A 13540-nucleotide genomic window follows, 5' to 3' on the forward strand; every position below is an offset into this window, starting at 1 on the left:
GCGGACGCACCCAAATGGCTGTTTCCTGTTTGAAGCGCATCGTGTCGCCGGGTGGCTGCGCGATGACATCATCGGCGCACGGTGCCTGGCGTTTTTTTCCGGTTCCGCGTCGACCTGTGCAGGCATCTCCCTTGCTCAGAAGAATCCCTTGCGGATGGACAATCCGATGATCCGCGGATCCTGGATGAACACGTTGGAGGTCAAGCCGGTGTCGTCGCTGTTGAGGAAGGTGCCGGTGATGGCTTCCTCGTCCAGCGCGTTCTTCACGTACAACTGCACGGTCAGATCGGTGGCGGGCTTGTACCAGGTCAACGACAGGTTGACGTTGCCCCACTCCTTGAGCCGATCGATCCGATCCTGGTAGATACGCGCCCAGCTCCTGCCCTGGTAGTACAGGTCCGCGCGCAGGGTCAGCTCACTGTCGGCCAGCAGGAACGTGTACTGAGGGCTCAGGCTGACCGTAATGTGCGGTGCGTTGGGCAGTTCATTGCCACCGACGTTCTTGGCGAAGCCCGCGCCGCCGTTGGGCGCGTCGGTTTCCGGGTCGTAGTACGCGCCGTCCAGCAGATAGGCATATTGGCCCGGCCCTCCGTTGACACCGCGGTTCGCCGTGAAGCCGCCCGTCGCGGTGTAGTAGTTGAGGGTGCAGAAGCTGTTGAGGAAGCCGGCGTTGCTGTACATCTGGTTGAACGGGTCGGCGAAGTAGTTCTCCAGCGCCAGCGCCACCAGCGCGGTGGGCGCGATGCAGTTCGACGCCATCTGCATCCAGGGGCGCACGGTGGTCCATTCCGGATTTCCCGCGGTCCGGTCCATCACGTCGATCGAGTACTGGTTGGCGCCGATGCGGCTGCGCAGCAGGCCCACGTTGCCGCTGAGCTGGAAGGCGTCGGTCGGCCGCCATACCAGTTCGAACTCGGCACCCCAGGTGCGCGCATCGAAGTTCTCGTTGAGGGTGGCGCGATCCTGGATCTGCGAGACCTGGTAGTCCTTGTAGTCGTTGTAGAACGCGGTGGCATTGAACATCAACTGCCCGTCCGCCAGCACGTTCTTGGTGCCGATCTCGAACGCATTGACGTATTCCGGCTGGAATACGGGATTGCGCTGTTCGAAACTGAGCGACCTGGGATCCGCACCAACACCCGGCGAGTTGGTGCCGCCAGCCTTGTAGCCACGCGACACAGAGGCATAGACCAGGGTGCTGTCGGTGAACGACAGGTCCGGCGACCAATCCAGCACCAGGCGTCCGGTCGGCTTGGTCCAGGTCTGGCGGATGTCCGGACTGGCCGGATAGCCGTAGCCGGTGTAGCCGCCGAACAAGGGGTTGTCGCCGCCATTCGAATTGCCCAACAGGGTCTGACTCAGATAGGGCGTGGTGGTCTTGCGGTCGCGGGTGATGCGCAGGCCCGCGGTCAGGCGCAAGGTATCGGACAACTGCCAGTACCCTTCGCCGAAAATCGCTGCCGACCTTGTCTTGGCGACATTGCGGCTGCGGAAATAGTTGTGCCCCTGTCCATCGATGGCGCGCAGTGGGTTGGGGTCCATGTACACGCAAGGGACCTCGATGCCCTGGTTCGGGTCGAACCGGGTCGCGCTTCCGGCCGGGCAGTTGCCTGGCGCGGTGCCGCCGCCGTTGCCATTGAAGAACAACTGCGTCAGCGCGCTGAACACGTTGTTGAACACGTAGTAGCTTTCATCAATCTCGTATTCCAGGTAGTTGGCACCGACGCTGAAGTTGAACTTGCCGTCAAACGCCGATTGCAACCGGAACTCCTGCGACCACTGCGTGCTGTAGGCGTCGACCAGATCCACGCTCAACATCCGGTTCGAACAGCCCAACTGCGGATCGCAATAAACCCCGCCCGGCGTGGCCGGATAGGCCGGCCCCAGGGTGAAGTCCGGCAGGAACTGCTGAGCATCGTTGCTGTCGTTGAAAATCGGATTGGACTGGAACCTTCCATAGTCCTGGGTGGAGTAGTAGCGATCACGCGTGTACAACGTCTGCGATACCAGATCCAACTGGTCGGTCAGGCCGAAATCGAGGTTGATCTGCACGACGTCGTTCTTCGCCTCGAAGCGAGGATCGTAGGTCGTGGCTATTTCGCGCAGATCGGTCGACTGGCGCAAACCGGCATAGGGATCGACGCCCAATGGCAGCAGCGGCACGCCGCCTACCGGAAACCCATTCTCGTCCAGCAGCAAACCCAGGATCACCGGTGACGCACCCAGGATGTAAGGCAGACTCGCGGCATTGGGCACGCCGAACGCATCGTTGCCATACAGCGAGCCGTCCCTGCAGGACTGGCTGAGATAGTTGCGGGCATTGCCGAAGGTCGGCTCGTAGCCGCCGATGCTCGCCGGTCCGGGATCGTTGTGGCAGATCTGCTTGCCGGTGCGGGCGCGCATGTCGTCTTCCTGGAAATGCTCCCAGGCCAGGCTGGCGCCGAACCGATCGCTGGGTCGGAAGGTCGCCGACAACCGCGTGGTCATCAGGTCGCGGTCATTGACGTCCTTTCCGGTGACCGTGTTGTGATCGTAGCCATCGCGCTTGGTGTACTGCGCCGCCACGCGGAAGGCGAAGGTTTCGCTCAGCGGCACGTTGACCATCGCGTTGACCCGGCGCGAATCGTAATTGCCGAGTTCGGCCTTCACGCTGGCATCGAAGCCTTCCGGGTCGGCCAGGTTCGGGATCATGTTGACCACGCCCGCGGTGGCGTTGCGCCCGTACAGCGTGCCCTGCGGGCCGCGCAGCACTTCCACGCGTTCCACGTCCAGGTACTCCTGCTCGAACAGGCGGTTGCGGATCATCGGTGTGCTGTTGAAGCTGACCGCGACCGCCGGATCGGTGGTCACCGACAGCGCCTGGGTGCCGATGCCGCGGATCTGGAAGTTGTAGCTGGCGAAATTGGTCTTGGAGAAGGTGACGTTCGGCGTGGCGGTCACCAGATCGCCGCCGGTCTCGATCTTGCGATCATTGAGATCATCACCGCTGAACGCGCTGATGGCGATGGGAACCTTCTGGATGTTCTCCACCTTCTTCTGCGCGGTGACCACGAGGGTGTCCAGCGTGGTCTCGCCACGTCCTTCAACAGCCTTTGTCGCGGCTTCGCTTGCAGTCTGCTGGGCCACCGTCCCGGAGGTCGTCACCGACTGCAGGGCGGCGACCTCCTGTCCGTTTCCCTGCGGCCCGCCCGGCTTGTCCCGCCTCGCCGCCGCTTCGCGGGCAGCCTGCGCGGGATCCTTGATCAGGATCGCCCCCGACGGACTGACGGTATAGGTCAGCCCGGTACCTTCGAGCAGTTCTTCCAGTGCCTGCGTCGGCGCCTTGCTGCCGACCACCGCGCGCCCGCTCCTGCCGACGGCCAGTTCAGGCGAGTACAACAGTTGCTTGCCGCTCTGGCGCGCGTAGTCGGACAGGGCCGCACTGAGGGTCTGCTGGGGTATCTCGAATCGCGCCGGTGGGTCCGTGCCGTCACGCGCCTGCGCCGCGAGTATGGGCGACAGGGCCAGTGCCAGGGCGCAGGGCCTGAGCACGCGCTTTGCGAATCGAGACGAACGGACTCCCATGCTTCCTCCCCGAGTTTTTCCGATGGCGCGTGCGCATCGTCATGGCGACGCACTTCCATACAGACGCGCACCCGCGCGAAACCCGAACCATGATCGGAAAAAAAGATCATCGTCCGGAATACTGGACTCGCGAGGACTGTTTTGCGGCGCAGCAATGGCTGCTCGCGCCACCGGCTGCAACCGCAACCGGGTCATCCCATGCGCATGACGGCGCCGGACGCGCGCGCTTATCGGGGTCGCGATTCGAGCACCACGCGCTCGTCGTCGCGTGGATCGCGCTGGATCGGAAAATAGCTCGTCAACGCCTCGACGAAAGTGTGGGTGTCGCCGGCATTGAACGCCCCGCTGATTTTCAGCGAAGCCAGTTGCGGATCGCCAAGCACCACCTTCCTTCGCGAATAGCGGTTCATCTCGGCCACCGCGGCATCCAGCCGTTCGTTCTCGAACACGATCTGGCCATTGCGCCAGCTGACCACGCGACCGACATCGGCAACCCGCACCAATGGACGCGCTCCGCCCGCGGCAACGAATTGCTGCCCGGGATGCAGTTCGGCCAGGGTCGCGACATTCGCGCCCGCCGACGCCGCGCCCTTCTCCGTCGAGACGCCCACGCGGCCTTCCAGCAGCGTGACCTCGAACAGGCGTTCCCCAACCCGGACGTCGAATTCGGTGCCCAGCGCGGTCACCCGCTTTCCACCCGCGGTGACCACGAACGGTCGCGAACGGTCCTTGGCGACCTTGAACAGCGCCTGCCCGCGTTCAAGGGTGACCGCGCGCAGGTCGTCGCGGTAATGCACGGACAGCCGGCTGTCGGTATTGAGGGTCACCACCGACCCGTCATCCATCGTCACCACGCTGCGCTGGCCAACAGCCGTCTGATAGACGTTGCCGGCCAGGGTGTCACCCGTGCCGGAAAACACGCGGCGGGCGGACTCCGGCCGCAATGCGATGAAGCCGATGCCGACGAGCAGCAGCACCGATGCGGCCAACGACAGCCGTCGCCACCGTCGCGAGGAACGCAGCCGTCCCTCGGCCACGCGCGCCAGCGTCTCCCTGCGCAGCGATTGCATTTCGGGCGAATCCGAGAGCGTCCGTACCCAATGATTCGCGGCCTGGACGCGACGCCAGGCCGCCGCGTTCTCCGGCGCCCGCGCGTACCAGGCCTCGAACTCCTCGCGCGGGCGCGCCTGGTCGGGCGCGTCGCGCAGGATCTCGCTCCAGCGCGCGGCCGCCTCATCGGCGTTGTCCGCCGTGAAGTCCATCGCCCAGGTCGTTGGAGGATTCCGCGGGTTCATGGATGCGTTTCGTCAGCCTCTGGTGTTTCCTTGTCCGGCGAAGGTCATTCGCCCCCCGGTGTCCCGCCCAATGCCCCGCCCAACCGGGCCAGCGCCTTGGCCATGTGCTTCTCGGCAGCCCGGACGGAGATGCCCAGCATGACCGAGATTTCAGTGTATTTGCGCTTTTCCATGGTCCGCAGCACGAAAACATCGCGGGTCCGTTCGGGCAGGCTCCGCAGGACGGCGGTCATCACCCGGACCGCCTCCTCCCCCAGTAAGACGCGCTCCGGCGAAATATCCGTAGCCGGCTGGTGAAGATCCTCGTCGAACGACTCCTGGACATCCATCGCCCGGACCTTGCGCCGGCGAGCCCAGTCGCGCAGCACATTGGCCGCCACCTGGAAGACGTACTGTTCCACGTGCTCGATGGCGCCGCCGCGGGCGCGCCTCAGCAGATGCAGGAACACCTCCTGGGTCAGGTCGTCCACCTCGCTGGCATCCCTGACCCGCTTGGCGAAGAAACCGCGCAGCGGCGCCCGGTAGCGAAGCGAAATGGCGTGCAGCAGCTCGTCGCGTCCGTCATTGCCCTCGTCGGCACGGGGATTGCCCTGGGCGAATGGCGAAGGATCGGACACCGGCAACCCCTGTCTGGCGATCGTTTCCAACGGGAGGACATCCGACCTCGCCGGCGGCTTTCGGGCCATGCCGGGACGCTGCATACGGTCGGGTACGTGCCCAGACTCTAGGCCCACATCCACGACCGGCGCACGTTGCGCCGCAATAACCGGTTGCCCAGGGGCCATATCGACGTGACCCACCCAACGGCCGACCGTGCGCGGCCGGGCGCCGGACAGCGGGCGTCAGCCCTGCCACTCCCGGTAAAGACCTTCCTCGCCCGGCGGCCGCAGCGCGGCCAGGCGCAGGTGGGCGTGCGCGGTCGGCGCCCGCGCCATTTCCTGGTAGATCGCGCCGGTGGACAGCCCGTAGGGCTCGCCATCCTCGTTCGAGTAGGCGAACCAGGCTTCGCGGATGCCGCACAGGTGCATCGCCGCCAGGCACATCGGACAGGGATGGCCGCTGGCGTAGATCACGCAGCCGTCCAGCCGCGGGGTTCCCAGGCGCTGGCCGGCCTGGCGTATCGCCAGCAGTTCGGCATGCGCGGTCGGATCGTGATCGCGGTGGATGCCGTTGCCGGCACGGGCGATCACCTCGCCCCTGCGGACCAGCACCGCGCCGAACGGGCGTCCGCCTTCGGCGATGTTGGCGCGCGCCAGGGCCAGGGCCTCGCGCATGAAGTCTTCGTGGTCCATGTCGCCTCCTGTGCGGTTCGCGCAAAAAGCAAACCCCGCCAGGGCGGGGTCTGCACGGGTTCGACAGCCGACGCCGGTCAGTCGCCCTGCTGCTTCTGCATGTGTTCCCAGCGTTCCTGCGCGTCGATGGTGCGCTCGGCGGTCAGGCGCGCTTCCAGGCGCTCCAGGCCGATTTCCTCGCCGGTGTCGACGCAGTAGCCGTAGTCGCCGGCGTCCAGGCGCTTGAGCGTGCTGTCGATCTTGCCGATCAGCTTGCGGTAGCGATCACGGGTGCGCAGTTCCAGCGAGTTCTCGGTTTCACGGGTGGCGCGCTCGGCTTCGTCGCCGATGTCGCGGACCTCGTCCTTCAGGTTCTCGATGGTCTGCTTGGATTCCTCGACCAGATCCGCACGCCACTGCAGCAGGCGCTGGCGGAAATATTCGAGCTGGAGCGGACTCATGTACTCCTCGTCCACGGTGGGCTTGTAGCCCTGGGGAACGATCGGGCGACCGGTGGCATCGTCGGTCTTGTACGGCACCACCTTGAATTTTTCCCGGACGACGGGAGCCTGCGGCTTGGCGGCCACGGCCACGGCAACCTTGCCGGTGGAACGGGGAGCGATGGCAGGCTTGCTGGTCACGGGGGCGGGATTGGCGGTCTTGCTGGTCGTTTTCGGTGCGGGCACTGGCTTTGCGGGGGATGGAGCCTTGGCCACCGGTGCGGGCTTGGCGTCCTGCCGGGGTGCGGCAGGTGCGCTCGGGCGCGGTGCGGGGGCCTTCGGGGGAGCAGTCTTGGCCGGAGCCGGCTTGGGGGCGGGCTTCGGTGCGGATTTGGTCTTCGGTGCTGCGACGGGAGCGCTCTTCTTGGCCACGGCCTTCTTCGCCACCGGTTTGGCGGCGGGTTTGGCTGGTGCCGGCTTGGCCTTGGCGACGGCAGGCTTGGGCGCGGCCTTCTTCGCTACCGGCTTGGCGGCCGGCTTCTTGGCCACGGCCTTCTTGGCGACGGGTTTGGGCGCCGCCTTCTTGGCCACCGGCTTGGCGGCCGGCTTCTTGGCGACAGCCTTCTTCACGACAGGCTTCTTGGCGACGGGCTTGGCGGTTTTCTTGGCGGCCTTGGCGGCCTTCTTTGCAGGTTTCTTAGCAGCCACGAACAGCGCTTCCTTGTTCTTCCCGAGCATCGGGAAAGCGCGACTTTATAGCCTACCCTGCGGGCAGCGGCAACCCAACACGGTTATCATCCGGACATGATCGGCCAGGTACTCATTGCTGTCCTGCGGGTATACAAGCGCTTCATCAGCCCGCTGCTGGGTCCGCGCTGCCGTTTCGTCCCGTCCTGCTCGGAATACGCGATGGAAGCCATCGCCCGTTTCGGTCCGATGAAAGGCGGCTGGCTGGCCGCCCGGCGCATCGGCCGCTGCCATCCCCTCCACCCGGGCGGCCACGATCCGGTGCCTCCCGCGCATGCCGATTCCCCCTCCTCCGCCCCTTGTCCAGGAAAGCACTGATGCCCTCTACCCTCATCGTCAATGCCCGGATGGCCAGCGAAGGCCGCGAATTCGAAGGCGACCTGCGCATCGAGAACGGCCGGATCGCCCGCATCGGCAGCGGCCTGTCGGCCGGCGCGGATGAAAAGGTCGTCGACGCCGCCGGACGCTGGCTGTTGCCGGGCATGATCGACGACCAGGTCCACTTCCGCGAGCCCGGCATGCCACACAAGGGCGACATCGCCACCGAATCGGCCGCCGCCGTGGCCGGTGGCCTGACCTCGTTCATGGACATGCCCAATACGGTGCCGCCCACCCTGGATTCGGACGCGCTGGAAGCCAAGTACCAGCGCGCCGCCGGACGCGCCTGGGGCAACTACGGGTTCTACCTGGGCGCCAGCAACGACAACCTGGAGGCCATCCGCGCCCTGGATCCGAAGACCGCGCCGGGCATCAAGGTGTTCATGGGCGCATCCACCGGCAACATGCTGGTCGACAACCCGGAAACCCTGGACGCGATTTTTCGCGAGGCGCCCACTCCCATCATCACCCACTGCGAGGACACGCCGACCATCGACGCCAACATGGCGGCGTTCCAGGCCCGCTACGGCGATGCGCTGGGGGTCGAACACCACCCGGACATCCGCAGCCGCGAAGCCTGCATCAAGTCGACCCGGCTGGCGCTGGAACTGGCGCGCCGGCACGACACCCGCCTGCACGTGCTGCACATCTCCACCGCCGACGAACTGGCCCTGTTCACCCCTGGCCCGCTGATCGATGCCTCCGGCAAGCGCAAGCGGATCACCGCCGAGACCTGCATCCACTTCCTGCGCTTCGACCGCGCCGACTACGCGCGCCTGGGCAACTTCATCAAGTGCAATCCGGCGATCAAGGACGCCAGCGACCGCGAGGCGCTGATCAAGGCGCTGGCCGACGACGTCATCGACGTGCTGGCGACCGACCACGCCCCGCACACCCTGGAGGAGAAATCCAGGCCCTACGCGCAGGCACCATCCGGCCTGCCGCTGGTGCAGTACGCGCTGGTGGCGGCGCTGGAACTGGTCCACGAGGGCCGCGCCACGATGACCGAGATCGTGCAGAAGGTGTCGCATGCACCGGCACAATTGTTCGACGTGCGCGAACGCGGCTTCCTGCGCGAGGGTTACTGGGCGGATCTGGTGCTGGTGGACGACACCGAATTCACCGTGCGCCGCGAGGATGTGCTGTCCAAGTGCGGCTGGTCGCCTTTCGAAGGCACCACTTTCCGTTCGCGCATCGGCGCGACCTGGGTCAACGGTCGCCTGGTCTGGAACGGCGAACACCTGGTCGGCACGCCGAACGGGCAGCGACTGGAGTTCGATCGGTGAGCTGGCGGGCCGGCGCCGCCGGCGCGCTGGCGCTGCTCGCCATGTGGTCACCGGTACGGCTGCCGGCCCAGGAAGTGCTCGCCGAGGGCACCTACGGCACCGCGTCTCCCGCCCCCGCCCCGCAGGACGAACGGGTGGTGTTTCCTGCGCAGGTTTCGCAGGGTGCGCTGGTGTTCGGCAAGGTGCCCGCCGGCAGCCAGGTGCGCTATGCGGGCCGCTCCCTGCGCACCAGTGCCTACGGCACGGTGGTGTTCGGCGTGGGCCGTGACGAAGCCGGCCCGTTGGTGGTCGAGTTGACGATGCCGTCCGGGCGCCGGGAGACCGCGCGCATCGCGGTGACCCCGCGTGACTGGCCGCTGGAACGGATCAACGGCGTGCCGCCCAAGACGGTCAACCCGCCGCCGGCCATCGCCGAGCGGATCCGGCGCGAGCAGGCGCAGGTCACCTCCGCGCGCGTGCGCGACGACGATCGCACCGATTTCGCGCAGGCATTCATCTGGCCGGTGCAGGGCCGCATCAGCGGCCGCTTCGGCAACGCACGCGTGTACAACGGACAGCCCGGCGCCGGCCATTCGGGCATGGACATCGCCGCGCCCAGCGGTACGCCGGTGAAGGCGCCGGCCGCGGGCGTGGTGACCTTCGCCGCGCCGGACCTGTACCTGACCGGCGGCACCCTGCTGCTGGATCACGGCTACGGCGTCAGCTCCAACTTCCTGCACCTGTCGCGGATCGACGTCAACGTCGGCGACCGGGTCGCACAGGGCCAGGTCATCGGCGCGGTCGGCGCGACCGGGCGTGCGACCGGCCCCCACCTGCACTGGGGCATGAACTGGTTCGATGTGCGCATCGATCCGCTGCTGGTGCTGGAGCGCGCGCAGGCGGCCGCGGCGAAGTAGGCCCTTGCCGCGCGGCGCGCGGTCTGCCAGCAAGCCATGATGCGTCGGGCGCCATCCCGTGTTTGCAGGGGACGCGATTCATTTCATCGGCGACGAGAGAATCACCGTATGCGCCGCAACCTGCGGTCGCGACTGGCCGTTGCTCCCACAGGCGTTGTTCCCCCTTGTAGGAGCGACGTCAGTCGCGAGCCCTGCCAGCAGGCCACGATGAATCGGGCAGCATCCGATGTTTGCAGGAACGCGATTCATTTCATCGGCGACGAGAGAATCACCGTATGCGCCGCAACATGCGGTCGCGACTGGCGTCGCTCCTACGAGAGTTGTTCCCGTGTGGGAGCGACGTGAGTCGCGAGCTTTCCCGGGGAGCGGCCGACGAAGCCGGGGTGGTTCAGCTGTTGCTGTTGCTGCCGCTGACGCGGGCGACCGCGTCGTGCGGATGCAGGCTCTCGAAATGGGCGACGGTGGCGTCGAAGCGAGCCACGTGCGGGTCCTGCGACAGGGCGGCGGCGACCCGGCGCGCGGCGTCCTCGCAGAACATCAGGTTCTCCGCGTTCAGGCGCGCGAAGGCCTGCTCGTCGACGCGCTTGACCGCGGTCTGCACCGGCGTGCCCAGGGCCGCCTCGATCGCGTCGATCAGCGCCACCAGCGGCAGTTCGTCGAACTGCGGGCGCAGTTCCACCCGCACGCTGGCGCGGCTGCGCTGGGCATGCGGCGTGGCCGCCAGTCCGCGTTCGGACGCCAGCCAGTCGCGGACCACGCCGACCGACAGCGGATGCGCGGCGGCGAAGTCATCGGCGAAGCGCTCGGCATTGGCCTGGCGCGACAGCGCCGCCGACGCCGGACAGGTGCTGGAATATTCCACCGAGAACGACAACGCCAGATGCAGATGGCCGTCCGCCAGGGTGGCGTCGATCTCGACCGGATAGCGCTTCCAGCCGGCGTTCCCGCTTTCCAGCGCACGCCGGCGCAGCAGCGCGTCGTAACGCAGGCGGATGCGGGCCTGGTCCGCCAGTCCCTGCTGGGACGTCACGCCTTCCTGCAGCAGGTGGCGCAGTCCGGCCGGGGTGATCGCCTCACGCGACAGGCCTTCCTGCAGGTGCAGGTACAGGCGCGACATGTGGATGCCGCGGGCGTCCGGGTTGGTCAGGTTGACGAACACATCGATGGTGGCGGGCACCTGCAACTGCCCGCCCTCGCCATCGGTGATGCGCACCGGCAGGGCAATGCCTTCCATGCCGACCCAGTCCAGCGCGCGCGCCAGCGGCACGCTCTGGTGGGCGACATCGGGAAGATCGGCGCGCGGCGCCACGGGGGGGACGGAAGCCATGTCGATACGGGGGAGGTCGATACGGGGAGACAACAGGCCGGCATTGTACCCCCTGCCCCGAATCACCAGATGAAACAGACCGTTACGACGGGTCGGGATGCCTATCGCGCCGATGGGCTCCCTCCATCGACGCGTGCCCGACGTGGTGTCAGCCGCCGCGTGCCGCGCTCCAGGCGGTGAGCAGCAGGCGCAGCCGCGACGGCAGCGCGGTGGCCTCGCCGGTCCTGGCGAAGCGGCGCAGGCGCCCCCGGGCGAACGCGGCGACGATGCGCCGCTCGCGGGCCGCGACGGAGGCGGAGGGCCAGCGTCGCGCCAGCGTCCGCGCCCAATCGCGCAGGCGCGCGCGGTCGTCGTCGCCCTGGACTTCATGCGGCACGGCCGCGGTCGCGGATTCCGCCAGCCGCGTCGCCAGCGCCTGCGCGACCACCGCCTGTGGATCCGGCCGGCGCCCGAGGATCGCCGCTTCCACCGCCGCGACGGCGGCACCGTAGCCGCGCAGTCCCGCGAACGCGGCGTCAGCATCGGTGGCGGCCTCGCGCGCGCCGATCAGCGCAGGCAACGCGTCGGCAAGTTCCGCCCACGGTGCCGGCACCGGTTCCAGTCGCCGACCCAGCGGATGGCGCGAGCGGCGATTGGCCCACCCGCGCAATTCCTCGCCCCACCAGGCCAGCTTGGCATCGGCGGGCAGCGGATCGCCGGCGATGTTGAGGATGTCGTCGAATTCCTGCAGCAGCGAGAACCAGGCTTCCGCGAGCGCGCGCCGCTCGGGCGGGACGAAAATCTCCGCCACCTGCCATTCCGGCCAGCGGTGGCGCCATTTGTCGAGGAAGCTGTCGAGGGCAGAGGAATCGGACACGGCAGGTGACGGCGGCGGAATCGGAGGGATGGATCAGGCCGCGTTCGTGGCCAGCTGCCAGGCTTCGGGCGCGGCCAGTTCGCCGGGCTCGGCGCACATGCGCCCGGCCTGCCAGCTTTCCGGATCATCGCCGTCCAGGCGATAACCCCACAGCGCGGCGATCGAGGGCATGCCGGCCGCACGCGCGGCGACGATGTCGCGTTCGTCATCACCGACATAGACGCACTCGGCGCAACTCACGCCCAGCCGCTCGGCGGCCACCTGCAGTGGCAGCGGATGCGGTTTGCGTTCGGCCAGCGTGTCGCCGCCGATCAGCACCGCGCAACGTTCCTGCCAGCCTTCGGCCGGCAGTACGTCGCGGGCCAGGTATTCGGGCTTGTTGGTGACGATGCCCCAGCGCGTGCCGGCGGCTTCCAGCGCGGCCAGCATCGCCTCCACGCCGTCGAAAGGACGGCTGTGGCGCCCCAGTTCCTCCTGGTAGATCACCAGGAATTCCGGCACCAGAGCATCGCGTGCGGCGACGTCCAGATCCGGGAATGCCGCGCCCACCATCGCCCGCGATCCCTTGGACACGTGGGGGCGCAGGTCGGCCAGGGTCACCGGCGCGCGTCCGCGCGCGACGAGCATGCGATTGGCGGTGGCGACGAAGTCCGGCGCGCTGTCCAGCAGGGTACCGTCGAGATCGAACAGCGCCACCCGCGGGAATCCGGCGCGTGCCTGTGGGTCGTTGCGATCCATCAGGCTCATACCGCCTTCACCGCGCAGGCCAGGTAGTTGACGTCGGTGCGGCGCGCCAGCCGCGCGCGCTGCCGCCAGGGCTCATAGGCCAGGCCGCTGACGTCCTCCAGTTGGAGATGGGATTGGCGCAGCCAGGCGGCCAGTTCGGACGGCTTGATGAAGTCCTGGTAGTGATGGGTGCCGGTAGGCAGCAGGCGGGCGACGTACTCGGCGCCGACGATCGCCAGCGCGAACGCGGCCGGGGTGCGGTTGAGCGTGGACAGGAACAACCGGCCGCCGGGTTTCAGCAGGCGCGCGCAGGCCTCGATGATCGCGGCCGGATCCGGCACGTGCTCCAGCATTTCCATGCAGGTGACCACGTCGAAGCCGCCCGGACGCTCTTCGGCCAGCGATTCGACCGAACGCAGCTGGTAATCGACCTGCACCCCGGATTCGAGCTTGTGCAGTCGCGCGACCTTGATCAGTTCCGGCGCAAGATCGATGGCGGTGACCTGCGCGCCGGCCTTCGCCAGCGCCTCGCTGAGCAGGCCGCCGCCACAGCCCACGTCCAATGCCTGTGCGCCGGCCAGCGACGCGCGCTGGCGCACGTAGTCCAGGCGGACCGGGTTGAGCGCGTGCAGCGCCTTCTGCGGGCCCTGCTCGTCCCACCAGCGGTTGGCCAGTGCGCCGAACTTGTCGAGCTCGGCCTGATCGAAGTTGTCGCCGGAAGGCGCGGAGGAAGCGGTGGAGGTCATGGGGTCAC

At 67.5% G+C, this 13540-nt stretch carries 12 protein-coding genes; 3 read left to right on the forward strand and 9 right to left on the reverse strand.

What is annotated here, in order from left to right:
• Positions 1 to 135: 135 nt before the first annotated feature.
• The 5 genes from AC3DE2_RS13500 to dksA form a co-directional block, all read right to left on the reverse strand.
• Positions 136 to 3531 (reverse strand): TonB-dependent receptor, encoded by a 3396-nt coding sequence (locus tag AC3DE2_RS13500; RefSeq protein WP_488426638.1) that lies wholly within the window; start codon positions 3529 to 3531, stop codon positions 136 to 138.
• A 260-nt stretch (positions 3532 to 3791) separates the two neighbouring features.
• Positions 3792 to 4859, reverse strand: coding sequence for a FecR domain-containing protein (locus AC3DE2_RS13505; RefSeq protein ID WP_295378053.1), 1068 nt, complete (start codon positions 4857 to 4859; stop codon positions 3792 to 3794).
• 44 nt (positions 4860 to 4903) lie between these two features.
• Positions 4904 to 5506 carry an RNA polymerase sigma factor gene (locus tag AC3DE2_RS13510; protein ID WP_295378054.1) on the reverse strand — a complete coding sequence of 201 codons (603 nt, stop codon included), beginning with the start codon at positions 5504 to 5506 and terminating at the stop codon, positions 4904 to 4906.
• Between the two features lie 195 nt (positions 5507 to 5701).
• Positions 5702 to 6151 (reverse strand): nucleoside deaminase, encoded by a 450-nt coding sequence (locus AC3DE2_RS13515; protein WP_488426639.1) that lies wholly within the window; start codon positions 6149 to 6151, stop codon positions 5702 to 5704.
• Positions 6152 to 6228: 77 nt separating this feature from the next.
• Positions 6229 to 7278 carry an RNA polymerase-binding protein DksA gene (dksA, locus tag AC3DE2_RS13520; RefSeq protein WP_295378082.1) on the reverse strand — a complete coding sequence of 350 codons (1050 nt, stop codon included), beginning with the start codon at positions 7276 to 7278 and terminating at the stop codon, positions 6229 to 6231.
• A 96-nt stretch (positions 7279 to 7374) separates the two neighbouring features.
• Between dksA and yidD the strand changes: the two genes are divergently transcribed.
• From yidD to AC3DE2_RS13535, 3 genes are read left to right on the forward strand one after another with little or no spacing between them, the layout of a single operon-like run.
• Positions 7375 to 7635, forward strand: coding sequence for a membrane protein insertion efficiency factor YidD (gene yidD / locus AC3DE2_RS13525; protein WP_295378059.1), 261 nt, complete (start codon positions 7375 to 7377; stop codon positions 7633 to 7635).
• Entirely contained in the window at positions 7635 to 8981 is a 1347-nt protein-coding gene (locus AC3DE2_RS13530) for a dihydroorotase (RefSeq protein ID WP_295378062.1), read from the forward strand. Before yidD ends, AC3DE2_RS13530 begins: the two co-directional genes overlap by 1 nt.
• A 41-nt stretch (positions 8982 to 9022) precedes the next feature.
• Positions 9023 to 9877 (forward strand): M23 family metallopeptidase, encoded by an 855-nt coding sequence (locus AC3DE2_RS13535; RefSeq protein ID WP_488426837.1) that lies wholly within the window; start codon positions 9023 to 9025, stop codon positions 9875 to 9877.
• 388 nt (positions 9878 to 10265) lie between these two features.
• Here AC3DE2_RS13535 and folE2 read toward each other — a convergent pair whose 3' ends face one another.
• The 4 genes from folE2 to ubiG all read right to left on the reverse strand — a co-directional run bounded on the left by folE2 (position 10266) and on the right by ubiG (position 13532).
• Positions 10266 to 11204: a GTP cyclohydrolase FolE2 gene (gene folE2, locus AC3DE2_RS13540; RefSeq protein ID WP_488426640.1), complete on the reverse strand. Its 939-nt coding sequence runs from the start codon at positions 11202 to 11204 to the stop codon at positions 10266 to 10268.
• A 148-nt stretch (positions 11205 to 11352) separates the two neighbouring features.
• Positions 11353 to 12060, reverse strand: coding sequence for a phytoene/squalene synthase family protein (locus tag AC3DE2_RS13545; RefSeq protein WP_488426641.1), 708 nt, complete (start codon positions 12058 to 12060; stop codon positions 11353 to 11355).
• Between the two features lie 33 nt (positions 12061 to 12093).
• Positions 12094 to 12798, reverse strand: a complete 705-nt coding sequence (locus AC3DE2_RS13550; protein WP_488426838.1) for a phosphoglycolate phosphatase — start codon at positions 12796 to 12798, stop codon at positions 12094 to 12096.
• Between the two features lie 5 nt (positions 12799 to 12803).
• Entirely contained in the window at positions 12804 to 13532 is a 729-nt protein-coding gene (gene ubiG / locus AC3DE2_RS13555; RefSeq protein WP_488426642.1) for a bifunctional 2-polyprenyl-6-hydroxyphenol methylase/3-demethylubiquinol 3-O-methyltransferase UbiG, read from the reverse strand.
• Between the last annotated feature and the right edge of the window lie 8 nt (positions 13533 to 13540).

Source organism: Pseudoxanthomonas sp. 68-E7, assembly GCF_057773145.1.